Annotated in this window: 24 protein-coding genes and 3 pseudogenes; 12 read left to right on the plus strand and 15 right to left on the minus strand. The window is 71.2% G+C overall.

Annotation, left to right across the window (positions count from 1 at the left end; genetic code table 11):
- Positions 1–52: 52 nt before the first annotated feature.
- Complete coding sequence (locus tag AB0M63_RS07350) at positions 53–2,035, minus strand: protein phosphatase 2C domain-containing protein (RefSeq protein ID WP_366018727.1); 1,983 nt, start codon at positions 2,033–2,035, stop codon at positions 53–55.
- A gap of 581 nt (positions 2,036–2,616) precedes the next feature.
- Between AB0M63_RS07350 and AB0M63_RS07355 the strand changes: the two genes are divergently transcribed.
- Positions 2,617–3,099: a DUF456 domain-containing protein gene (locus AB0M63_RS07355; protein ID WP_355907299.1), complete on the plus strand. Its 483-nt coding sequence runs from the start codon at positions 2,617–2,619 to the stop codon at positions 3,097–3,099.
- 29 nt (positions 3,100–3,128) lie between these two features.
- Here the strand turns inward: AB0M63_RS07355 and AB0M63_RS07360 are convergent, their stop codons facing one another.
- Positions 3,129–4,337, minus strand: coding sequence for an SGNH/GDSL hydrolase family protein (locus AB0M63_RS07360; protein ID WP_366018728.1), 1,209 nt, complete (start codon positions 4,335–4,337; stop codon positions 3,129–3,131).
- A gap of 200 nt (positions 4,338–4,537) precedes the next feature.
- On the opposite strand from AB0M63_RS07360, the gene AB0M63_RS07365 reads away from it, so the two are divergent.
- A complete protein-coding gene (locus AB0M63_RS07365; RefSeq protein WP_355907305.1) occupies positions 4,538–4,909 on the plus strand; it encodes a PPOX class F420-dependent oxidoreductase in 372 nt (123 codons plus the stop codon).
- On the opposite strand, the gene AB0M63_RS07370 is transcribed toward AB0M63_RS07365, so the two are convergent.
- The 5 genes and pseudogenes from AB0M63_RS07370 to AB0M63_RS07390 all read right to left on the minus strand — a co-directional run bounded on the left by AB0M63_RS07370 (position 4,906) and on the right by AB0M63_RS07390 (position 9,519).
- A complete protein-coding gene (locus tag AB0M63_RS07370) occupies positions 4,906–5,403 on the minus strand; it encodes a methylated-DNA--[protein]-cysteine S-methyltransferase (protein WP_355907307.1) in 498 nt (165 codons plus the stop codon). The genes AB0M63_RS07365 and AB0M63_RS07370 overlap by 4 nt on opposite strands.
- Positions 5,400–6,794: an AlkA N-terminal domain-containing protein gene (locus AB0M63_RS07375; protein ID WP_355907443.1), complete on the minus strand. Its 1,395-nt coding sequence runs from the start codon at positions 6,792–6,794 to the stop codon at positions 5,400–5,402. The genes AB0M63_RS07370 and AB0M63_RS07375 overlap by 4 nt, the downstream gene beginning before the upstream one ends.
- 75 nt (positions 6,795–6,869) lie before the next feature.
- Positions 6,870–7,979, minus strand: a complete 1,110-nt coding sequence (rsgA, locus tag AB0M63_RS07380; RefSeq protein ID WP_366018729.1) for a ribosome small subunit-dependent GTPase A — start codon at positions 7,977–7,979, stop codon at positions 6,870–6,872.
- 473 nt (positions 7,980–8,452) lie between these two features.
- Positions 8,453–8,714: pseudogene (locus tag AB0M63_RS07385) on the minus strand (catalase); the annotation flags it as partial.
- Between the two features lie 643 nt (positions 8,715–9,357).
- Entirely contained in the window at positions 9,358–9,519 is a 162-nt protein-coding gene (locus AB0M63_RS07390) for a hydrophobic protein (RefSeq protein ID WP_355907312.1), read from the minus strand.
- A 205-nt stretch (positions 9,520–9,724) separates the two neighbouring features.
- On the opposite strand from AB0M63_RS07390, the gene AB0M63_RS07395 reads away from it, so the two are divergent.
- Genes AB0M63_RS07395 through AB0M63_RS07405 form a run of 3 tightly spaced genes read left to right on the plus strand, consistent with a single transcriptional unit; the run spans position 9,725 to position 10,889 of the window.
- A complete protein-coding gene (locus AB0M63_RS07395; protein ID WP_355907315.1) occupies positions 9,725–10,162 on the plus strand; it encodes a phage holin family protein in 438 nt (145 codons plus the stop codon).
- Positions 10,159–10,587, plus strand: a complete 429-nt coding sequence (locus AB0M63_RS07400; RefSeq protein ID WP_366018730.1) for a DUF3618 domain-containing protein — start codon at positions 10,159–10,161, stop codon at positions 10,585–10,587. The genes AB0M63_RS07395 and AB0M63_RS07400 overlap by 4 nt, the downstream gene beginning before the upstream one ends.
- 35 nt (positions 10,588–10,622) lie before the next feature.
- On the plus strand, positions 10,623–10,889 hold the full coding sequence (locus AB0M63_RS07405) for a DUF4235 domain-containing protein (RefSeq protein ID WP_355907321.1): 267 nt from the start codon (positions 10,623–10,625) through the stop codon (positions 10,887–10,889).
- A 53-nt stretch (positions 10,890–10,942) separates the two neighbouring features.
- Here AB0M63_RS07405 and AB0M63_RS07410 read toward each other — a convergent pair.
- A pseudogene (locus tag AB0M63_RS07410) lies at positions 10,943–11,140 on the minus strand (hypothetical protein); the annotation flags it as partial.
- An 84-nt stretch (positions 11,141–11,224) separates the two neighbouring features.
- Between AB0M63_RS07410 and AB0M63_RS07415 the strand changes: the two are divergent.
- The gene (locus AB0M63_RS07415; protein ID WP_366018731.1) at positions 11,225–11,779 is read left to right on the plus strand and encodes an isochorismatase family cysteine hydrolase; all 555 of its coding nucleotides are present in this window, start codon (positions 11,225–11,227) and stop codon (positions 11,777–11,779) included.
- 15 nt (positions 11,780–11,794) lie between these two features.
- On the opposite strand, the gene AB0M63_RS07420 is transcribed toward AB0M63_RS07415, so the two are convergent.
- Entirely contained in the window at positions 11,795–12,460 is a 666-nt protein-coding gene (locus tag AB0M63_RS07420) for a nitroreductase (RefSeq protein ID WP_366018732.1), read from the minus strand.
- Between the two features lie 195 nt (positions 12,461–12,655).
- Positions 12,656–12,751: pseudogene (locus AB0M63_RS07425) on the minus strand (NAD(P)-dependent dehydrogenase); the annotation flags it as partial.
- 203 nt (positions 12,752–12,954) lie between these two features.
- On the opposite strand from AB0M63_RS07425, the gene AB0M63_RS07430 reads away from it, so the two are divergent.
- The 3 genes from AB0M63_RS07430 to AB0M63_RS07440 are packed head-to-tail and all read left to right on the plus strand — an operon-like array spanning position 12,955 to position 14,886.
- On the plus strand, positions 12,955–13,635 hold the full coding sequence (locus AB0M63_RS07430) for a HemK2/MTQ2 family protein methyltransferase (protein ID WP_355907330.1): 681 nt from the start codon (positions 12,955–12,957) through the stop codon (positions 13,633–13,635).
- A complete protein-coding gene (locus tag AB0M63_RS07435; protein WP_366018733.1) occupies positions 13,619–13,858 on the plus strand; it encodes a CDGSH iron-sulfur domain-containing protein in 240 nt (79 codons plus the stop codon). Before AB0M63_RS07430 ends, AB0M63_RS07435 begins: the two co-directional genes overlap by 17 nt.
- The gene (locus tag AB0M63_RS07440; RefSeq protein WP_366018734.1) at positions 13,858–14,886 is read left to right on the plus strand and encodes an iron-containing redox enzyme family protein; all 1,029 of its coding nucleotides are present in this window, start codon (positions 13,858–13,860) and stop codon (positions 14,884–14,886) included. The genes AB0M63_RS07435 and AB0M63_RS07440 overlap by 1 nt, the downstream gene beginning before the upstream one ends.
- A 47-nt stretch (positions 14,887–14,933) precedes the next feature.
- Here AB0M63_RS07440 and AB0M63_RS07445 read toward each other — a convergent pair whose 3' ends face one another.
- Complete coding sequence (locus AB0M63_RS07445; RefSeq protein ID WP_366018735.1) at positions 14,934–15,905, minus strand: SDR family NAD(P)-dependent oxidoreductase; 972 nt, start codon at positions 15,903–15,905, stop codon at positions 14,934–14,936.
- Between the two features lie 145 nt (positions 15,906–16,050).
- Between AB0M63_RS07445 and AB0M63_RS07450 the strand changes: the two genes are divergently transcribed.
- Positions 16,051–16,914 carry a helix-turn-helix transcriptional regulator gene (locus AB0M63_RS07450; protein ID WP_355907341.1) on the plus strand — a complete coding sequence of 288 codons (864 nt, stop codon included), beginning with the start codon at positions 16,051–16,053 and terminating at the stop codon, positions 16,912–16,914.
- A 220-nt stretch (positions 16,915–17,134) separates the two neighbouring features.
- Here the strand turns inward: AB0M63_RS07450 and AB0M63_RS07455 are convergent, their stop codons facing one another.
- The gene (locus tag AB0M63_RS07455) at positions 17,135–17,578 is read right to left on the minus strand and encodes a VOC family protein (RefSeq protein WP_366018736.1); all 444 of its coding nucleotides are present in this window, start codon (positions 17,576–17,578) and stop codon (positions 17,135–17,137) included.
- A gap of 183 nt (positions 17,579–17,761) precedes the next feature.
- Entirely contained in the window at positions 17,762–18,178 is a 417-nt protein-coding gene (locus tag AB0M63_RS07460; RefSeq protein WP_366018737.1) for a DUF6193 family natural product biosynthesis protein, read from the minus strand.
- An 84-nt stretch (positions 18,179–18,262) separates the two neighbouring features.
- Here AB0M63_RS07460 and AB0M63_RS07465 point away from each other — a divergent pair, with 84 nt between their 5' ends.
- Together AB0M63_RS07465 and AB0M63_RS07470 are read left to right on the plus strand one after the other, a co-directional pair.
- The gene (locus tag AB0M63_RS07465; protein ID WP_366018738.1) at positions 18,263–19,111 is read left to right on the plus strand and encodes an alpha/beta hydrolase-fold protein; all 849 of its coding nucleotides are present in this window, start codon (positions 18,263–18,265) and stop codon (positions 19,109–19,111) included.
- A 276-nt stretch (positions 19,112–19,387) separates the two neighbouring features.
- Positions 19,388–19,594 (plus strand): hypothetical protein, encoded by a 207-nt coding sequence (locus AB0M63_RS07470; RefSeq protein WP_366018739.1) that lies wholly within the window; start codon positions 19,388–19,390, stop codon positions 19,592–19,594.
- Positions 19,595–19,837: 243 nt separating this feature from the next.
- Here the strand turns inward: AB0M63_RS07470 and AB0M63_RS07475 are convergent, their stop codons facing one another.
- A complete protein-coding gene (locus AB0M63_RS07475; RefSeq protein ID WP_355907356.1) occupies positions 19,838–20,131 on the minus strand; it encodes a hypothetical protein in 294 nt (97 codons plus the stop codon).
- A 41-nt stretch (positions 20,132–20,172) separates the two neighbouring features.
- A complete protein-coding gene (locus AB0M63_RS07480) occupies positions 20,173–21,144 on the minus strand; it encodes a glycoside hydrolase family 25 protein (protein WP_355907360.1) in 972 nt (323 codons plus the stop codon).
- Between the last annotated feature and the right edge of the window lie 120 nt (positions 21,145–21,264).

Here is a 21,264-nt window from a genome sequence, read left to right on the forward strand (position 1 = left end):
TGTGCTGTGCCGGCGGATACCTCTGGGTTCCATGAATTCACAGCACTGGCCGTCACGCCTCCCAAACGGCTGCCGCTGTGCGGTCGTCGGCATAGCCCTTGACCCGTACTTGGGTGTCGGCGAGGAAGGCGGCCAGGCCGGGGGCGGTGGTGCCGGACCACCGCTCCGACAGATGCGCGGAGAGTTCGGGCTCGCCGCGCAGCGGTTCGGCGAGGCCGCCTGTGCACATCAGGAGGGTGTCGCCCGGGCGGGCGACGGAGGCACGGAAACGGAAGGGTTCGCGGGGCGGTTCGGGGGCGGGTTCGTACGGGCTCGGGGGTGTCGGGATGCCGAGGTCCATGGTGAGCCGGTCGCCCTCGGGGGTCTCGGCGGGCTGCGAGCCGTAGCCGACGACGGCTTCGCCGATGGCGTCGCCGACGGTGGGTTCGATGTCCTGCCACTCGCCGTCGCGCAGCCGGAACAGTCCGCCCGGGCCGACTCCGAAGAAGACGCGCGTACGGCACTCCGGATGCGCGGGAAGGAGGAGACACCGCAGGGTGGCCGAGTACTCCTCCGGGTCGACGCCCTGTTCGGCGGCGCTGGCTCGGAGCTTGCCGAGGCTGCGGTCGGTGAGGCGGTGCAGGCCGGACTTCAGGTCACCGCGCCGGGCGCCCCGGATGTCCTCGGCCAGCCGCGCGTGGCTCCGCCCGACAGCCCGCCCGATCCAGTGACAGGCCTCGGCTGCGGCCCGATGCGCCCCCGGCGTGGCCCGGGCCCCGGTCGCCATCGCCACCAGCACCAACGCCTGCTCCCCGCTGCCGAACCGCGCGGTCAGCAACGAGTCCCGCCGCGGCTCCCCCCTGAACCGGGCGGAGTCCCCCCGCACAGACGCGGCCCGCAAGGTACTCGTCCCGTACCGGGCCCCGTCCAACACGGTGTCCGCGACCAGATCGTCCAGCTCGTCGGGGTCGGCCGGGGGCAGCGCGGTGGGTTCGGCGTCGTAGGTGGGCGGGCCGGAGCCTACGTAGTCGGGGGTGGGGGGCGGTGGAGAGGGGAGGGCGGGGAGGTTGTGGGGGGACGGCGGGACGGGAAGCTGAGGGTGGGGAGGGAGGGGGGCGCCCGCGGGGCGGGTCTGTGGGGCGGGAGGTGCGGGAGCGGTCGGCGTCGGTGGGTACCGGGGCGGGTCGAGGCGGGAGCCCTGCGGGGCTGGCCGGGGTGGGTAGTCGCCGCCGGAAGGAGGCGCTGGCCGGGGGGCGCTTCCGTCGACGGCCCGAGGGCTGTCGCCCGGGGCGGTGAGCGGAGCGGGCGGGGGGTTGAGGCGGGCGTCTGTGGGGGTGCCGGGATGGACGGGTGGAGGCGGAACGTCTTCGGCGGCGGGCGGCTGAGACGAGGTCGGCGGGACATCGGGCTGGGTGTCCGTATGGACGCTCTGCGGGGGCGGCGGTGGTGCGTTGTCGCCGGGGGCCGTGGGTGGGAACGGCGGAGGATCCAGGCGAGCGCCCATGGGAGTGCCCGGGTGGGCGGGTGAGGGCGGGAGGCCTTCGGCGGCGGGCGCGTCGCGGGGAGCCGGTGGGAGGCTCTGTCCAGCCGACGGCGGAGTGGTGTTGCCGGGGGCTGTGGGTGGGAACGACGGAGGATCGAGGTGTGGGTCCGTTCCCGCGCCCCGTCGCGCCGAAGGGGGTGGATTGGCACCGTCCGCCATGTCGCCCCGGAGGGGACCGGGCCCACCCGTCGAAGCGCCGGACGAGCTGCCCTCACCCTCACCCTCATCCTCGTCCCAAAGCGACGTCTCAGGGACCGGAGGTGCCGTGGATCCCCGTTCCCAAGGATTGCGCGGGGAGTCGGTCGGTGGCTCGGAGTTGGTTGCCGGGCGGGGCGCCGGGACACCCGTGCCGTCTCTCGCCACGCCCCCGCCCACCGTCCCCGCCGCCGAGGCGAACCGGTCGTCGACGGAGTCGGCCGCGGCCGTGGGCCCCGTGTCGTCCGCGGAGTCGTCGTACAGCTGGCCCCACCAGTCGTCCTCGTGACCGGTCGGCGTTCCCCCCTGCTGGCTCATGCCCCTAATTGTCCACCGCACGGGCCGGAAGAAAACGGGGCGTCCGGAAAATCCGGTGCGCACCCCTCCTCGAACGGCGTGTCGGATGACGTACCGAACGCCCGTCCGCCACAGGGAAATACAGAGCCGCCGGACGGTCCCACCCCCCACGGGAGAACCGCCCGGCGACGTCTGAGTGGCCCGGCCCCGGATCCCCTACGGTCCGGGGCGCGTTCCAATTGACGGAATCCCGTTGCCGGTTCGACCCGTCCGGCCCCAAGTGTGACCCGCTTTCCTGAAGATCCCCTGTGATGCACACCCGCCTGCCCCGCAGCCCGCCGCGCACGAATCCGCAGGCCGAGCGGCCCCAGTACGGGCATTGCGGGCGGCAGTTGACACCCTCGTCACCTCCCCCGCCCCCGCCGCACATCCGCGGCCACCGCGCACCAGCCGGACGGCCCGACGGAACGGACCTGAAGGCGCTGCCCCTGCTGCCGACCAGCGTGACGCCCCGGCCGCAACCAGTCCGGCACACCCACGAACGGCGCCGGCCCGCCGACGGCTGACCTGCGATTTCACCCCGTATCCCGCACGCTGGGCAGATGGGAGTGGCTGAACTCCTGCTGGTCGGCGTCGTCATCCTGCTCGGCCTGTGCGGAGTCCTGGTGCCCGGCGTGCCGGGGTCGTGGCTGGTGTGGGCCGCGGTCCTGTGGTGGGCGCTGAAGGACCCGCAGCCGGTCTCCTGGGGCGTCCTCGTGGGCGCGACGGTCGTCCTGTTCCTCTCCCAGGTGGTGCGCTGGGTCCTGCCTCCGCGCCGGCTGCGCGCGAGCGGCGCGACCCCCCGAATGGCCGTGTACGCCGGAGTCGGCGCGTTCCTCGGCTTCCTGCTGATCCCCGTGCTGGGCGCGATCCCCGGCTTCATGGCCGGGATCTACCTCCACGAACGGCTGCGGCTGGGCCGGCACGGTGAGGCCATGGCCTCGCTCCGTACGGCGATGCGGTCCGGCGGCTCCAGCGTGCTGACCGAACTGTTCACGTGTCTGCTGATCGCGGGCGCGTGGCTGGGCGCCACCATCTGGGGCTGACACGTCGGACCTGTCCCGCCCTGCCGACCTCACCCGAGTTCGGCGAGGTCGACCGTGTCGGCGAGGGCCCGCATGCCGGCGTCGTTGAAGTGGAGGTGGTCGCCGGAGTCGTAGGCGGGCCGGATCCGCTGCGGCTCCTCCGGGTCGCGGACGGCCGTGTCGAAGTCGACGACGGCGTCGAAGGGGCCGCCGGCGCGGATGAAGGCGTTGACCTCCTGGCGTACGGCTTCCCGGGCCGCCGTGTACGCGCCGTTGCCGCCGTACGGCGTGAGGGTCGCGCCGATGACCCGGATGCCCAGGGCGTGCGCGCGGGTCACGAGCGTGCGGTAGGCGTCCTCGAAGGCCTCGGGGTCGGTGGCGTTCGGGGTGCCCTTGATGTCGTTGATGCCCTCCAGGACGATCACCACCCGCACGCCCGACCGCGACAGGGCGTCGGCGTCGAAGCGGGTCAGGGCGCTGGGCCCGACGTCCTCGCGGAGCAGCCGGTTGCCGGAGACACCGGCGTTGAGGACGCCGAGGCGGCGGGAGGAAGGCAACGCGGCGAGGCGGTCAGCGAGCCGGTCGGGCCAGCGGTGGTTGGCGTCGCGGGTGGAGCCGTTGCCGTCGGTGAGGGAGTCGCCGAACGCGACGACACTGCCGGCCGCGGGGGCGTCGAGGACGTCGACGCCGGTGACGTAGTACCAGGAGGTGGTGGTCGTCGTGTACGCGGAGCCGTCGCTGTCGGCCGCCCAATTGCCGCTCGGTGCACGGTAGTTGGTCTGTCCGGCGGCGCGGTGGTAGGTGGCCGGGCCGGAGTCGGCGGGCGTGTGGACCGTGACCAGGAGGTCCGCTGAGGCGGGTACGGCGAGCTGGATCGGGTCGGTGACCAGGTCCTCGCCGGCCGGGACGGTGACCGTCCCGGCGCCCTTGAAGGTGGCGGTGCGCATCGAGCCGGGCAGGGCGTCCGGACCGGTCTGGCGCAGGGCGACGGTCACCGTGTCGAGGTCGAGAGGGGCGGTGCCGAGCCGGTTGGTGAGCCGGACGCGGACCGCGCTGCCGCCGACGCTGAGGTGGACGACGTTGCGGAGGGAGGCGCCGGGCTGGGCCGGGGCGGTGCCAGAGGGCGCGGCCTCCCAGGTGCCGGTCCAGGTGTCGAGCGGTGCGGGGGCCGGGTCGTCGGCGGTCGCCGTGCCCTGGCCGGCTCCCGCTCCCAGCACCAGTACGAGCAGTGCCACGCCGATCCGTCCGGCCCCGACCATGAGCGCTCCGCCTCTCCCCGCCGACCGTGAGGAGGCGACCGTGGCATGCCGGGGTGGGCGGACGGCGGAGCATCACCGGCGACCGCCGCCGTATCCGCCTGTCCGGAGTAGGGCGGAAGGGGTAGGGCGGAGGGGTAAGGCGGAAGGCGTAGGCCCTGAAGCCGATGCGTCGGGGCGGGCAGGCGTGTTTGGCTTCGGGCATGACCGCATTCACCGAGGCCGAGCGCGCCTACCTCACGTCCCAGCGGCTGGGGCGACTGGCCACCGTCGATCCCCAGGGGCAGCCGCAGGCGAATCCCGTCGGCTTCTTCCCGCAGGACGACGGGACGATCCTGGTCGGCGGCTACGCGATGGGGACGACGAAGAAGTGGCGCAACCTGCGGGCGAACCCGAAGGTCGCGCTGGTCGTGGACGACATCGTCAGCGTCAGACCGTGGAAGGTCCGCGGTATCGACATCCGCGGCGAGGCCGAACTCCTCGTCGGTCCGCACGAGTTGGGGCCGCACATGAGCGAGGAGGTCATTCGGATCCACCCCCGGCGGATCCACAGTTGGGGGCTGGAGACCGACTAGTCCAGCGCGTGCTCCAGGGTGAGGAGCGACACCTTGCGGTCGAGGCCGCCCGCGTAGCCCGTCAGCGATCCGTCGGCGCCGATCACCCGGTGACAGGGGCGGACGACCAGCAGCGGGTTGGCGCCGATCGCCCCGCCCACGGCCCGGACGGCGGCCCGGGGCGCGCCGATCCGGGCGGCGATCTCGCCGTACGTCGTCGTCGCGCCGTACGGCACGGAGTCGAGCGCGGTCCACACGCGCTCCCGGAAGTCGGTGCCGGAGGCGCGCAACTCCAGGTGGAATTCCTTGAGTTCACCGGCGAAGTAGGCGGCGAGCTGTGCCCCGGCGGCCCGGAAGGGACCGGGATCCTGCCGCCACTCCGGCTGGACGGTACGGCCACCCTTCTGGCCGGGGACCGAGAGGGAGGTGAGGGCGCCGAACTCGTCGGCGGTGAGCAGGAGTTGCCCCAGGGGGCTCTCGAAGCTCATCCAGCGGGTGTTCGTGGGGTCGGTCATCGGGACTCCAACTCCCCTGCCGTGCGCAGGTGTTGTACGGCATAGGAACGCCAGGGGCGCCAGGCGTCCGGGATGTCGGCGCCGGGCGGCGCCACGTCGGGGTCGCCGAGGGCGCGGGTGCGGATCACGGCGACGGTCGCGGCGTCCATGCCGGGCAGCGCGAGCAGGGCGTCCTGCGCGTCGTCCCGGTCGACGCCGGCGTCGAGTCGTACGGTGCCGTCGGCCAGGGCGGTGGCGAGGGCGGCCAGGGGATCGCCGGGCGCGGCCTCGGCGAGGGCGGCCGGCTCGGGGAAGAGGTGGGTGAGGGTGCCGGACGGGGCGTCCAGCGTCTTGCCGTAGCGCCGCACCAGCCGCTCGGCCTCCGCCCGCCCGACCAGAGCCCGCACGGCCAGTTCCTCCGGATCGGCGGCGCCCGGCGAGCGCAGGCCAGGCCGGGCCGCGACGAGCGGGCCGAGCCGGGGGTCGTCGCCGAGCCGCTCGTCGACGGCGTACGGATCGGCGTCGAGGTCGAAGAGCCGGCGCAGCCGCTGTACGGCGGTGGTCAGGTCGCGGTGGTCGGTGAGGTGCAGATGGGCGTCGAGCCAGCCGCCGGGGTGGGCGGGGGACCCGGCCGCGAGGGTGCCGGGGCGTTCGTCGACCGCGACGATCCCGGTGCCGTACGGGAGGCGGAGGGTACGGCGGTAGGTGCGGCGGCCGGGGGCGCCGGTGAGTTCCTCGATGCCGGGGACGGCCTCGCGGGCGAGCAGGTCGAAGACGGCGGCGGACTGGTAGGGGCCCCGGTGGGCGAGCCGCAGCGGGATGCCGGCGGAGGGCCCGGTACCCCTCGTCGGGCCCTTGGGCGCGCTGGTGCGCAGCTCGCTCGGGCTCGACGCGTACACGGCGCGCATCGTGTCGTTGAACTGGCGCACGCTGGCGAACCCGGACGCGAACGCGATCTCCGTGATCGGCAGGTCGGTGGTCTGCACGAGTACCCGTGCGGTGTGCGCCCGTTGGGCCCGGGCGAGGGCGACGGGACCGGCGCCGAGTTCGGCGGTGAGCTGCCGCTGGACCTGCCGCGCGCTGTATCCGAGGCGTACGGCGAGCCCGGCGACGCCCTCACGGTCGACGACGCCGTCGCCGATCAGCCGCATGGCACGGCCCACGACATCGGCGCGCGCGTTCCACTCGGCCGAGCCCGGCACGGCGTCGGGACGGCACCGCCGGCAGGCCCGGAAACCCGAGCCCTGCGCGGCGGCGGCCGTCGCGAAGAACCGCACGTTGCGCCGCTTCGGCGTCACGGCCGGGCAACTGGGCCGGCAGTAGATCCCGGTCGTGGCGACGCCGAAGAAGAAGTCACCGTCGAACCGGGCGTCCCGGCTCCGAACGGCTTCGTACCTGGTGTCCTCGTCCATCACGCCGTCCAGTCTCCGCCATCCCCGGGATCGGGGCTGGCGGAAATCGGACGCGACGTTACGGGGGGGCGGACCTCAGGCCCAGCGCCCCCGCTTCGCCTCCATGGCCGCCTTGCCCTCCGCCCCCTTCCGCTTCCAGTCGCGGCGCAGCTCGGCCCTGAGCCGGGCGTCGGTCTTGGCGACGATCCACTGGTTCTCGCGCATGAGCTTGCGGTAGCTGTCGAGCCGGCGTTCGGAGAGTTCACCGGAGTCGAGAGCGGCGAGCACCGCGCACCCGGGTTCGGCGGTGTGGGCGCAGTCGTGGAAGCGGCACCGTCCCGCCAGTTCCTCGATCTCCGCGAAGACCTGCCCGACCCCGGTCTGCGCGTCCCACAGTCCGACGCCCCGCAGCCCGGGGGTGTCGATCAGCACCCCGCCGCCGGGCAGGACGAGCAGATTGCGCGTGGTGGTCGTATGACGGCCCTTGCCGTCCACGTCACGCGTCGCCTGGACGTCCATCACGTCCTCGCCGAGCAGCGCGTTCGCGAGCGTCGACTTGCCCGCACCGGACTGCCCCAGCAGCACGGACGTACCACCGGCGGCGACCGCCGCGAGGACGTCGATCCCTTCCCCGGCCGCGGCACTGACGGTCAGCACCGGCACACCGGGCGCCGTCGTCTCCACGTCCTGGACGAGATACGACAGCGTCGCCGCGTCCGGCACGAGGTCGGCCTTGGTCAGCACGACGACGGGCTGGGCACCGGACTCCCAGGCGAGCGCGAGAAACCGTTCGATACGACCGAGGTCGACCTCCCCGTTCAGGGGTACGGCCACGATCGCGTGATCGACATTGGCCGCGAGGATCTGCCCCTCGGACCGCTTGGAGGAGGTGGACCGCACAAAGGCGGTACGACGCGGCAGCAGCGTCCGCACGTACCGCGGACTACCGCCCTCGGGATCGACGGCGGCCCAGTCCCCCGTGCACACGACCTTCATCGGGTCACGGGGCACGACGAACTCGGTGTCGGCACGGATAACGCCAGCCGACGTGACGACATCACACTGGCCGCGGTCGACCCGTACGACACGGCCGGGCAGGAGACCCCGCTCGGCGAAGGGGGCGAACTCGGCCTCCCAGTCCGCGTCCCAGGCGTACGGGGCGAGCGGGTGTGACGAAGCCGAACTCGAAAGAGAGGAGAAAGACAAGGGGTGACCCTTCACAAGGGTGGCCCCGGCAGCACGCGCACAGGCGCGATAGAAGAGGAGTGGTCAGCCGGAGGCCACGGGAGTGGACTTGATGAACTTCCGGATGCGGGCAGCGCCCATCACAGAGACAGCCATCGGTCACACCTCCCACGGCACAAGCCAAGTCACCGGCGGCACCACGCGGGTGGCCGCTCCAACAGAGACGACTCTAGGGATCCGCCGGCCGTGACACCACCGAATTTCCACCAGCGGACCGTCGGTCACAGGGCAAGCGTGAAGCCGCCCCAGGCGTGGTGTCCCGCGAGGAGATACGTCACGCCTCGCAGTACGTCGGAGGCGGTCGTGGCGAACACCGCTCCCTCGGGGCCTTCGGGCAGACCGGCCGCCTCCAGGCTCCGGCCAGCAAGGTCGTCCGTGCCTCTGGTGACGATGCCGATGATGCGGCCCTCGACCGGCCATTCCCGGCCGAGTCAGGAGAGTGCGGCGCTCAGTTCGACCACTGATGTTGGCGAGCACCCGCGGCGCCCGTTCCTTGACGGCGGTCTCCCGGCACGTGCCGAGCTCGAAGGTGTAGGCGGCGACGATGTGTTCGCGCTCGTGCCACGCCTCGGTGGACCGCGGTCTGGTGCATGTGAGCTGGGTGTCGAGATAGGAGAAGAGCCGTCCCCGCAGCAGGGGGTCGTTGGTGACATCGATGCCTGGCACCAGGTGCCCGACGCGTAAGGCGACCTTCTCGACCACTTTCAGGAGTGCGAGGTCCCGACGCGCGCAACAACTGACGCTCGGGGTGCGGCGTGACGGGCGGACCCCGCGCCGTTCGTGTCCTCAAGGCGCCGCAGCCACACGGTCGCCAGGGCCAGCAAGCCTGTGAAGACGACGAAGAGAAGCACTGACGTCCACATGGGTCGGCTTCCGGGAGAGTCCCATGCCGTCCAGGCGGTCGAGACCACCCAGAGGGCGGCGCCGGCTCCGTAGAAGGCCCGCATGTGCCTCAGGTGCCTCGCCGCCCGCAGCGGTGTGGGCTGTTCGGAGGCGGATCCCGGATCTGCTTGTGCGCCCCGGTGCGTCGGAACCTCCAGGACGGCCCCGCAGCGCCCGCACAGCGTCCCGTCTCCGGCCGGCGTGCCGCACACCTTGCAGTATCGGCTGGACTTCGGGCTCTCGGTCTTCTCCGTCATGATCTCTCCGGAAAGGGGGTGAACACTGCCCCCTGCCGGGTGCCCCCACCGGCTACGAAGATTCATCAGCCATTCTGAATTCCGGGCACGATATGCATTGCTGAAGGTGCGGGGGTTTCGAAAACAGCAATGCCCCCCATTACATACGGGCCCCGGTCCAAGACCGGGGCCCGTATGAGGAGAGATGTCGTCCGCTACGTCTACCAGCGGTACCAGCGGCCGCTTCCTCCCCTGGGGCGAGCGACGAATCCGACCAGCCAGACCGCCAGCACGATGACGGCGACGAACCACAAAGCCTTCAGCGCGAATCCCGCACCGAAGAGAATCAGGGCAAGCAGGAGTACGAGAAGCAGGGGAACCATAGTTATCAACCTCCGCACCACCGGATGCCCAGGTTCTTTTGCCTCACACACCGGGAGCGGAATCTCCGGCCAATGACCCTGCGGACGGCGGCCACGGGTCGCCCTCTGTGAAACCACGCCCTGTCGAGTGACACGAACGGGTTCGGCGCGGCGGTCTTTCTCGTATTCGGGGGTACTTGGACGTCACGGCGAAGGAGGGCGAGTCATGGATGAGACAGGTAGGTACCCGACCGGCAGCACTACCCGGCACAGTGACGCGGCCGAAGAGCCGGTCGGTGAGCTGGTGCAGCGTGCCTCGCAGCAGCTCGCGGAGCTGGTGCGGGGCGAGATGCGTCTGGCCCAGGCGGAGATGAAGGAGAAGGGCAAGCTCTACGGCAAGGGCGGCGGGCTCTTCGGCGGGGCCGGCCTGGCCGGCTTCCTCACCCTGCAAGCGCTGGTCACGGCCGGGATCGCGGCCCTTGCGGTGCCGTTGCCGGTCTGGGCCGCGGCCCTGATCGTGACCGCGGTTCTCGGCCTGCTGACCGCGGTGCTGGCCCTGACCGGAAAGAAGGAGGTCGGCCAGGCGGCCCCGCCCGCTCCCGAGCAGACCATCCACAGCGTGAAGGCCGATGTGGCCGAGATCAAGGAGAGTGCCAAGCGATGACGCAACCACCCGACGACGAGCCGACCGCCGCGAGCACGGAAGAACTGCGCGAGCAGGTCGAACAGACCCGGCACGAACTGGGCGACACGGTCCAGGCCTTGGCCGACAAGGCCGACGTCAAGGCCCGCGCGCAGGAGAAGGCCACCGCCCTGAAGGAGCAGACGACGGCCAAGGCCGCGGAACTGACCGGACAGGCCAAGGTGAAGGCATCCGAGGCCTCGCACGTGCTGCAGGACAAGGTGCCCGACACGGTCAAGGACAAGGCGGCCGTGGCTGCCGAGCAGGTGAAGGCCAAGGCGTCGCAGGCGGAACAGATGTGGCAGGCGAAGGCGCCTGAGCCCGTGCGGAACAACCGCACCGCCCTGATCGGTGCGGGCGTGGCGTTCCTGGTCGTCTGTGTACTGCTGCGTCGTAAGAAGAAGTGACGAAGAGGAAAGAAGCGAAGAAGCAGGGGGTCCGGATGAAAGCCTCCAAGGTGGCCTACAAGCCGGTCGGTCTGGCGCTCGGCGCGCTCAGTGGTATGGCTGCTGGCGCGCTGTTCAAGCAGGCGTGGAAGGTGTTCAGCCACGACGAGGACGCGCCCGACGCCACGGACGAGGACCGCGAGTGGAGCGAGGTGCTGCTGGCCGCCGTACTGCAGGGCGCGATCTTCGCCGGGGTCAAAGCGGCTGTCGACCGCGGTGGCGCGGTGGCCACCCGGCGCCTGACCGGCATCTGGCCCGGCTGATCCGCCGTTCCGCTCCCGGCGGCTCCGACCGAGGAGCTGCCGGGAGCCTGCGCGTACTCACCCTCGGGGATCACGCCCTCGAACCCCTCGTGCTCCAGCGGATGGTCCTCGGTGGGAACGGCCAGCCGCTTGTCCCCACACTTTCCGCGACAGGTCCGCAACGGGACCTTGTCCGTCACGTCGAGCCGCCTTTCCGCTTTCCGCGCCTTCGGAGACGCGAGCCCGGCATGACGTGCTCGCCCGGCGCTCACGATGTCGCAGCCCGAGTAGCCACCCGCCTTCGGCTACCCGCGACCGGAGGCGAAGAGGCGGTTCTACGGTGCAGGGTGGGAGGCATGGCAAAGACCGCGCTGATCGTCATCGACATGATCAACACGTACGACCACGACGACGCCGACCTGCTGCTTCCCTCGGTGAAGGCATGCCTGCCGGGAGTGACCAGACTCCTGGAACGCGCACGCCGGTCCGGAGCCCCGGTCATCTACGTCAACGACAACTTCGGCCAGTGGCGCTCCCACCACGGCGAACTCCTGAAGACCGCGCTGAGCGGCCCGCACGCGGACCTGGTGCGGGCCGTCGCGCCCGACGACACGTCGCTCTTCGTCGTCAAGGCACGGCACTCGGCCTTCTACGAGACCCCGCTCAGCTACCTGCTCGGCCAGGAAGACGTCGACCACGTGGTGCTGTGCGGGCAGGTCACCGAGCAGTGCGTGCTGTACTCGGCGCTCGACGCCCACATCCGGCATCTGAGCGTGACGGTGCCCCGCGACGCGGTCGCCCACATCCACCAGGACCTGGCCGAAGCCGCCCTGAGGATGATGGAACGCAACATGGCCGCGCGCATCACCATCGCCGACGACGTCCGCTTCTCCGACACCACCGGCCGCTGAGTACGGGGCAGCGGGTCACACCCCGATGAAGCTCACGGTTTCCGTCAGGTCCGCCCGCCCGGTGCGCAGTTGCGGCACGCCTTCCCTCTCGAAACCCACCGAGACACCGCAGAACAGCGCGAGCCCATCACCGGCTCCGACTGTCTGGCCGACGGTCCTGCGGTACATCGTCCACATCACCTGGGGGCAACTGTGCAGCCCCTCCGCCCTCAGCAACAGCATGACCGTCTGCAGGTACATCCCCGCGTCCCCCCACTGCCCGGGCCCCATCGTCCGGTCGAGGTAGCAGAAGAGTACGACCGGCGCCCCGAACGCCTCCGAGTTCAAGGCCGCGATCTTCATGGGCCTGTCGGGGTCGTCGCGCTCGATCCCCAGCGCTTCGTACCGCTGGGCGGCCGCGGCGGAGAAGCGGTCCAGATACGGCGCCGTCAGCTCGGCCGGGTACATCGGATACTCCCGCTCATCACCCGGGTCGCCCGCCAGCGCCCTGGCCGTCGCGCGTCTTTTCAGCTCGGCGAGGGGCTCGCCGCTGACGACGTACACATGCCACGGCTGGAGGTTCCCACTCGACGGAGCCCGCGTCGCCGCGGCCAGCACTCGTTCGAGCACCTCCTTGGATACCGGCTCGTCGCTGAACGCCCGCACCGCCCGGCGACTGTCCACGGCTTCATACACATCCACGTCTTGCGTCCTCTCCATCGCGTCCGTCGCGGGCAGCGAAGACACGAGGGTGGGTTCCCCGTCGGATCCTCATCGGACTCAGCGTCCCCGGCGGGACCGCGCCGACCACCGGTCCGCGGTCCTGGCGGCCAACGACCACGACAAGGCCAGCATGAGCTACGGTCCGGCGGGCACCCGGCCTTTCGAACCGGGGGAACCGGCTTCCTCGACGAGGCGGGCGGTCGCGCGGGTCTCTTCGTCTCCTTCGTCCTCTTCGGGCAGGTAGGTGAACAGGACGTCCGCGCCGTCGCGGAGGTGTCCGAGTTGGGGCCGACGTGTGGATCACGGGTGTCGGGGCACTCGCGGCGTGAACAGACCCGAGTGTCGAACGGGATCCGACTCGCTGACGGGACGCCCGCGACGCCGGCACCCCAGTGGTGAGCGGCTTCCACCGAGCGATGGGTGGGACAGAGTGCACCGGGTCGTCCCACGCCGCTCACGTACCGGAGGTGCATATGGCCACCGCAGTGCTCCCGCGCCCCACGCCGTCTTTTCTCCTCGCACCGCCCGGGGTCTACCGGCCCCAGCACGACACCCGGCTCCTCACCCGCGCCCTGTGCCGCGAGGGCGTGGCCCCCGGGTCGGAGGTACTGGATCTGGGAACCGGAACCGGAGCGCTCTCCGTGGCGGCGGCGCGACTGGGTGCGCGGGTGACCGCCGTGGACATCTCCTGGCGTGCGGTGCTCACCGCGCGCCTCAACGCGCTGGCCGCCCGGCAACACGTCGTCGTACACCGCGGAGATCTGACGGATGCCGTCCCCGGCCGCTCCTTCGACCTGGTCGTCAGCAATCCCCCCTACGTCCCCTCGCCCACCGACCGTCTGCCCCGGCGGGGCCCGGCCCGGTCCTGGGACGCGGGGCGTGACGGCCGCGCGCTCGTGGACCGGATCTGTGACGGCGCGCCCTCGGCGCTGCGGGCCGGCGGAGTCCTGCTCCTCGTCCATTCGGGCCTGTGCGGAACCGACGCCACCCTGGAGCGGTTGGAGAGAGCCGGAATGAAGGCGACGGTCACCGATCGCGTGCTGATCCCCCTCGGACCGGTGCTGCGCTCCCGCCTTCCCTGGCTGCGTCACGAGGGCCTGATGGCCGAGGAGAACGAGGAGGAAGTGGTGGTCGTCCGTGCCGAACACGCCTGAACGCCCGCGCCGCATCCGGGTCGACCCCGGAGGGCCCCTGCTCGTGGAAGGCCCGGTCGAGGTGGTCACGGACGACGGCAGGGTCGTCGTCTCACGACGCTTCGCGGTCGCGGTCTGCACCTGCCGGCGCAGTCGTACCTACCCCTGGTGCGACACCAGCCACCGCCGCCACGAGAAGCCGCGGGACCGGCGGGCTCCCGACGACCAGAAGCGGGGCGAGTGATGTCCGCCCACCGGGAAGCCCGGCTCGAAAGCCCGCCCCTGCCCTCCCCGCGAGGAACGCTCTCCGCCGCCGTCGTCTCCGCGCTCCGGGAAGGCATCACGCCACCGCCACAGGAGACGACCAGCGCCGACCCGTACGGGGAGGATCTGCAACTCGCCCTCTACCTCCTGTACGAACTGCACTACCAGGGCTTCGCCGGCGTCGACGACAGCCACGAGTGGGACCCGGACCTCCTGGCTCTCCGCCGCGCGCTCGAACGGCGCTTCCTCACCGCGCTGCGCGCCGACGTACCCGGCCCCCAGCCCCTGCGGCAGGCCCTCGACGGACTGCTGACCGAACCCGTCGGCGACCCCACCACCAGCGTCACCCACTACTTGCGGAACGAGGGCGGCCTGCCCCAACTCAGGGAGTACGCGGCGCTCCGCTCGCTCTACCACCTCAAGGAGGCGGATCCGCACGCGTGGGTCCTCCCCCGGCTATACGGGCGCGCCAAGGCGGCGATGGTGGCGGTGGAGTTCGACGAGTTCGGCGCCGGACGCGCGGACGACATCCATGCCCGGCTCTTCGCCGACCTCATGACGGACCTCGGCCTGGAGACCGCCTACGGCCACTACCTCCACGCGGCCCCCGCCGAGGCCCTCGCCCCCGTGAACCTCATGTCCCTTCTCGGACTGCACCGGGCCCTGCGCGGCGCACTCGTCGGTCACTTCGCCACCGTCGAGGTGACCTCCCCACCCGGCTCACGCCGACTGGCCAAGGCCATGCGCCGCACCGGCGCCGGGCCCGCCGCCGCACGCTTCTACGACGAACACGTCGAGGCCGACGCCGTCCACGAACAGGTCGTACGCCACGAAGTGATCGGCGGCCTCCTGGAGAACGAACCCGGCCTGGAACCCGACGTCGTCTTCGGCATCCAGGCAACCGTCCTGCTGGAGGACCGGCTCGGCACACAACTCCTCCGGGCGTGGCACGACAATCGCAGCGCGCTCCGCACCCCCATCGGGAGCCCGAGTCCGGCGGGGCGGTAGCGAGCGCAGGCCCAGAGCCGTCCTCCCCGGCCGGGCCGGAACCACCGTCAGTCGGCGCTGCCGCTCGCGGTGCTGCTTCCGGCGGCGGTGGTGCCGAGCCTGCCGGTCACCGCGGTGAACCGTTCGACGGCCGCCCAGAGTTCGTCCTCACGCCGTGGGTCGTAGGACTCATCCGACGAGCGGTCCGCACGGCCGCGGTCGACGTAGGAACCGGTCGGTACCCGGGGTGTGCCGAGGACGGCATCGGCAAGGTGGCGGCCCGCAGCGGCGCGGCTGGTGGCGAACGGTGTGAGCGTCAGCATCGGCATGACGCGCCGCATCGCGAACCGGGAGAGGGGTCCCGCGTTGCGCGCGAGACCCGTGCCGGGGACGAACGCCGGGTTGTAGGTGACGGCGTCGATCCCGGCCGGCAGCCGGCGCGCGTACGCGTGCACCAGGTAGATCGTCGCCAGCTTGCTCGTCGAGTACGCGGTGCGTCCGGCGGCCACGGTGTCCGGTGCGGAGAAGGCTCCTGTGCGGGCGAGGGCGTCCGGGGACTTCCAGACCGGTCCCGGCACCAGACCCAGGTTGTGCCTGAAGTCGCCGAAGTGGGTGTCGCTGGTCGTGATCACGATCCGGGCGGGAGCGGCGAAGCGGTCCTGGAGAAGGCGTACGAACAGGTGGTTGGCGAGCACGTTGACGGTGAAGGTGGACTCGAACCCGTCGGGGCCCTCGGTGAGCGCGTTCGAGTACTGCACGCCCGCGTTGCCCACGAAGCCGCGCAGCGGCGGCAGTTCACCTCGCTCCAGCCGGTCGCGGATCTCGGTGGCGGCCGAGCGGACGCTCTGCAGCGAGCCGAGGTCCGCCGAGACGTGCGAGACCGCGTGTCCGCCCGTTCCGAGCTCCGCGGCCGTCCGTGCGCCGGAGGGTCCGCGTGCTACGACGACGAGGTGCGCGTCCGGCGAACGGCGCAGGATGTACTCCGCCGCGACGCGGCCGATCCCGCCGCTCGCTCCCGTCATCACGATGGTGTGCCGCATGGGGACTCCTTAGCTGGTCGGCCGATGGCGCCCCTCGGGCGCGTCCTCACCTTCGCGGCTCGCGCCGATGCCGGCCAGTGCCGTAGCCGTCACTAGGACTGGCAGTACCCAGGCTCGTCCACTCCCTGGAGGCGAGAATGGACCCATGGCTTCCGCCCGCTCCGATTTCGCCGCACTCCTGCGCGCCTGGCGCGACCGCCTGCCCCCGGCGGACGCCGGCTTCACCGTGATGCCCGGACGTCGTGCACCGGGCCTGCGCCGCGAGGAGCTCGCACAGTTGGCCGGGCTCTCCGTCGACTACGTCCTGCGCCTGGAACAGGGACGTGCGAAGAACCCCTCGCCCCAGGTCGTCGGCGCCCTCGCCCGGGCCCTTCAGTTGTCCCGCGCGGAGCGCGACCAGTTGTACCGAGGCGCCGGGCTCCTGCCGCCCCGGGACGGGACGGTCAACACCCATGTGCCCGCAGGGATCCAACGGCTCGTCGCACGCCTGGGCGACGTCCCGATCGGGGTGTTCGCCGCCGACTGGACCTTGGTGTGGTGGAACACCGCGTGGTGCGCCCTGCTCGGTGACCCCTCATTCCTCCCCGTCAGCGAACGGAACCTCGCCCGCGCGCTCTTCGGCGACGGCGCCGCTCATGCCCTGATGCTCTCCGTCCGGTCCGAGCGCGGACCGGACACCTTCGCCGCGTCGATCGTCGCCGACCTCAAGGACGCGGTGTCCCGCTGTCCCACGGACGCCCAACTCGGTCGTCTCGTGCGGGAACTGCGAGAGGTGTCGGACGACTTCGCCCATCAATGGGCCACGGAGACGGCCGCCCAGCACACGAGCGACCGCAAGACGATCCGGCACCCCGAGGTCGGCGACATCCACCTCGACTGCGACGTTCTCATCGTCCCCGGCGCGGACCTGCGCATGGTCACCTACACGGCGGCGGCCGGAAGCGACGACGCGGGGAAACTGGACCTCCTTCGCGTGACCGGCGCCCGAACCACCACCGCGCACGCATGAAAGCAGGCCCGTGCGTCATGTCTCCCTCTCTGCGCTGTAGTTGGAGCTTCTGGCCCTGTCGGGCGTGGCCCGGGCCATCGGCATCACTGCGCCGACGGCCCCAACTACGGCACAGCCGACTTCGCCTGCGACGAATTCACCGGGTGCTCATCGTACGGATGTGAGCCTCATCGCCCACCCACGCCCTTCGGCCGACAACGAGCCGGTTCTCAGCGAGCGTTCAGTTCAGTTGCTCGGCCAGGCCGACGATGATGCCGTCAGGGCCGCGGAGGTAGCAGAGCAGATAGCTGTCCTCGAACCGGGCGATCTCGCCGACGAGTTCGGCGCCGTGAGAGCGACGGAGGCGGGCAACGGTGTCCTTGATGTCGTCCACGGCGAACATGACGCGGTGCGTGCCCAGAATGTTGTGCGGCCGGTTGCGCGGCCCGGCGCTGATCGCCGTAGGGCTGCGGTACTTCGCCAGCTCAAGCCGGCTGTGGCCGTCCGGCGTCCGGACCATCGCGATGTCACAGTGGACGCCGTCGAGTCCGGTGCACTGGTCGGCGAAGAGGCCCTCGACATCCGCCCTGCCCTCCAGCTCCATACCGAGTTCCACGAAGAACGCGATGGCGGCATCCATGCCCTCGACGACGATGCCGACGTTGTCCATCCGCTGAATCGCCATGCCGGCGTCTCCTTCTTCCTCGTCGTGCTTCCTCGTGCGGCCGGTGGTGGCCGCTGATGCCCCTGGGACGGAGCCGATGGCACGTTCTCGACATCAGCGGACCACCGAATCCCGAATCCCGACTCCCGATTCAGAGACCACAGCGAGCGCAGGGGTCGGGGATGTGCCGTTTTCCCGCGGGGATCAGTCTGTTGAGCGGTCCACGTCCCCGGCGGCCGAGGGGAGGACCGTGGCCTCGTGGGCGGCGAGTTCGTCCCGGGTTCCGACGAAGGCAGGGCCGCAGTCGGGAGGGAGACGGCCGAGCACCATCGTGACAGCTTGTCGGGGCGTCGCGGCGGGACCGACGGTCTCGGTGCGCAGAGGGCCGGCGACCCAGTACTCGCCCTCTGCCGCAGGCAGGACGTAGGGGATGTCCCATGTCCAGGGATTTTCTGTGCAGCGGCTGAAGTGCAGCTCGCCCATGCCTGTCCACGGGAACAGTTGGCGCAGGCGGGGTTCGGCGAAGGCCGCCGCGAGCAGATCCGGGCGAACCCGCCCGTCGTCGCGAACCTTCTGCCAACCCGCTTCGACGCGGGCTCGGCCCGGCGGTGTTGTGTCCATGGCGACCATCATCTCGCCACAGCCGGGGCAGTGCATGCCCGAAACCCCTTTGAGCAGGTCGCGGTCTCTCCTAGGTTGACCCACGTGACGATCGAGGTTCCCTACCGACCGCTTCCGATCCACCAGTCGGACGTCCGCTATGCCCACGGCCCGGACTCCACCGCACAGCCCGGCGTACCCCGGGGCGAGACGATCGAGTTCGACTGGAACGACAGCGCGAGTTACCCCGGCACGTCCCGGAAGTTCTGGGTGCACGTGCCGGCACATCACAACCCCGCCGAACCAGCTTCGCTCATGGTGTTCCAGGACGGCTGGTGGTACCTGGACCCCGCGGGAGAGGTCCGCGGCGCGATCGTCCTCGACAACCTCACGCACCGGGGTGACATCCCGGCCACCATCGGCGTGTTCGTCGACCCCGGCGTCTTCCCCGACGCCGTAGAACCGAAGAACCGCAACACCGAGTACGACGCGTTCGACGACCGGTACGTGGGTTTTCTCCTGAACGAGATCATCCCCGAGGTCGGCAAGCGCTGTTCGATCACCGAGGACCCCGATCAGTGGGGCATCTGCGGTGGCAGCAGCGGCGGCAACTGCGCCTTCACCGCGGCCTGGCTGCGCCCCGACAAGTTCCGCCGGGTCACCGCGTTCCTGTCCAGCTTCACGCAGATGCCGGACGGCAACCCGTACCCCGAACTCATTCCACGCGTCCCCCGCAAGCCGCTGCGCGTCTTCCTGCAAGCGGGCCATCGTGACCTGCGCTGGAACGAGCCCGAGCGGAACTGGCTCGCCGACAACCTGCGCGTCGCCGCCGCGCTCGCGGAAGCCGGCTACGACTTCCGCCTCGTGCTTGGCGACGGCGGTCACAGCCCCAACCACGGCGGCGTCCTGCTCCCCGATGCCCTCCGCTGGCTGTGGCGGTCCGGCGAGGGCTGAGTGCCGCCAGGCGCTGATCGACAACCCCGCCTGGCCTCTTTGGTGGCCTAAATATTCGAACACGTGCTTGAATCTGGCCATGCGATCGCTCCCTCACGCCCCCGCCCGGCTCCGCTTCCGCCCCTCCCATCCCTCTCACCCCTCTCATCCCTTCCGTCTCTTCCGCCACCTGGAACGGTCCTACGGTGATGAGAGTGAGCGGCTGCACCAATGACGCACTGGGACGGAGAGGCACAGGTCCCGGATGACGCCGGAGGCAGGTCCGGGCCGGTTCGCGTGATCGTGCTTCCGCCGTTGCCCAAGGGCGGCCGGCGTGTGCGCGTGGACGGCGAGATCCTCGGCCTGGCCCACAACCTGGCCGACATCGCCGAGTTTCTCCGCCGAGCCGGGCTGGAGATCGACCCGGCGGAGGTGGCGGAGTCACCGTGGATCGACTGGCGTGATGGAGGGCCCGAGCGCTGGGGCCCTGAGAAGGGCGACTAGCGGGCTGGTCGAGGCCGGCCATTCCGCTGTCGCTCCGCGCGACCACGTCGAGGCCGTCGACGAAGAGGTACGTACGCACGGCGGCGCACGCGGGTGGACCGGGCCACGCGTCGATGAGCAGCGTGCTCACCGCGCCGTCGCGCTGCCCGTCGGGCACGGCGTCCGGCGTCCCGCACCTCGCGCGGAGACCTACGCGGGATCCGCCTGATGGGACGTCATGCGGCGATGACAAGGGCCGTGCTGCTACGCCCTCTCGGGAGCGAGCCGGACCGCCGAGCCGGCCGTGGCCGGATAGTCCGGCGGAGTCGCCCAGCCCAGCAGGATCCCGGCGACGGCCGCCAGCGGGCGGTTCCGGATCTTCGCCGCGAGGGTCTCCAGGAGCCGGAAGACGGTGTAGTAGGCGCCGGTCAGGACAGTGGTGACGACGGCGGCCACCGACGCCGAGTCGAAGGTGACGCCGATATGGACCAGGAGGGTCAGTACGAGTCCGGCGACGATCGGTACGAGCGTGCGCATGAAGCTGACGAAGAGGTTCATCGCAGGGAGTCCTTTCAGTTTCTGTGGCCGGCGGCCCGTGCTCACGGGGCCGTGTCGAGGTGGACGACGACCTTGCCCACGGCCGTCTCGATGGCCGCCGTGATGGAGGAGACCAGCGCGGCGGGGTCGATGTTCTTGTCGAACGTCGCGATGGCGGTGGCGAGTTGGGCGATGGCAGCGCTCTGCGCCGCCTCGGTCGCCTGGACGGCCCGTAGCCGCACGTGGGTGTCCTTGATGTAGGACTGGAGCTCCCAGTACGGATTGGTCTTCACGTCGGGGGCGTCGGCGGGGGCGGCGATCAGGCCGTCCATGGTCAGTACCGCCTTCGCGGAAGCGGTGGCGATCTTGCTGATGTCGTCGGCGGTGAGCGGCATGTCGGTCTCCGTTCCGGCGGCCCACGTACGCAGCGCGGACTCGCTCAGGTAGCAGATGGATCGGTCGAGCGGGGTCGAGGTGAACTGCCAGAACAGCGGTGACCGCCCGGACGGGGCGGGCCGCGCGTGCGCCTCGGCCTGTGCGTAGGTCGCGGCGCCGGCCCACGGGTAGGCCGGGTACCACAGCGGTACGGCGGCGGGTGCGTGTCCGGCGGACAGGTCGCTGCCCGAGGTGTAGACCCCGACGCGCTGGCCGGGGAACGCGGCCTGGACCGCGGTGATCCACTTCGTGGCGTAGGACTGGATCCCGGCCGCGGAGACGCCGGCGTAGTTCGCGCCGTCGGACCGGCGTTCCAGGTCGAGCCAGTGCACGAAACCGGGCCGGGCGTGGGGTTTCACGGCCGCCACGTAGTTGGCCGCCTCGGTGGCGGGGTTCTGGTTCGGCCAGCCGAAGTGGTAGGCGCCGGGGACGAGTCCGGCGCCGATGACCGCGGTGATGTGCTGGGCGAAGCGCGTGTCGTGGGTGTGCTCGCCCTCGCTGGCCTTGGCGAAGGCGAAGACGACGCCCTCGGCCTTGCGGGCGGTCCAGTTCTGGGGCGTCTGATAGGCGGAGACGTCGACGCCACGGCAGGTGGCCATGTCGGCATTCCCCTTTCGGGTCGTCGTTCGTGGGGCTTCGGCGTGTCAGGGGGAACGCTGGCAGGCACCCCGTGACCGGGACGTCACCGCCGCGTCAACGTCACCGGGCCCGGCGCCGCC

Origin of the sequence: Streptomyces sp. NPDC051576 (assembly GCF_040681835.1) — a bacterium.
Taxonomy (GTDB): domain Bacteria; phylum Actinomycetota; class Actinomycetes; order Streptomycetales; family Streptomycetaceae; genus Streptomyces.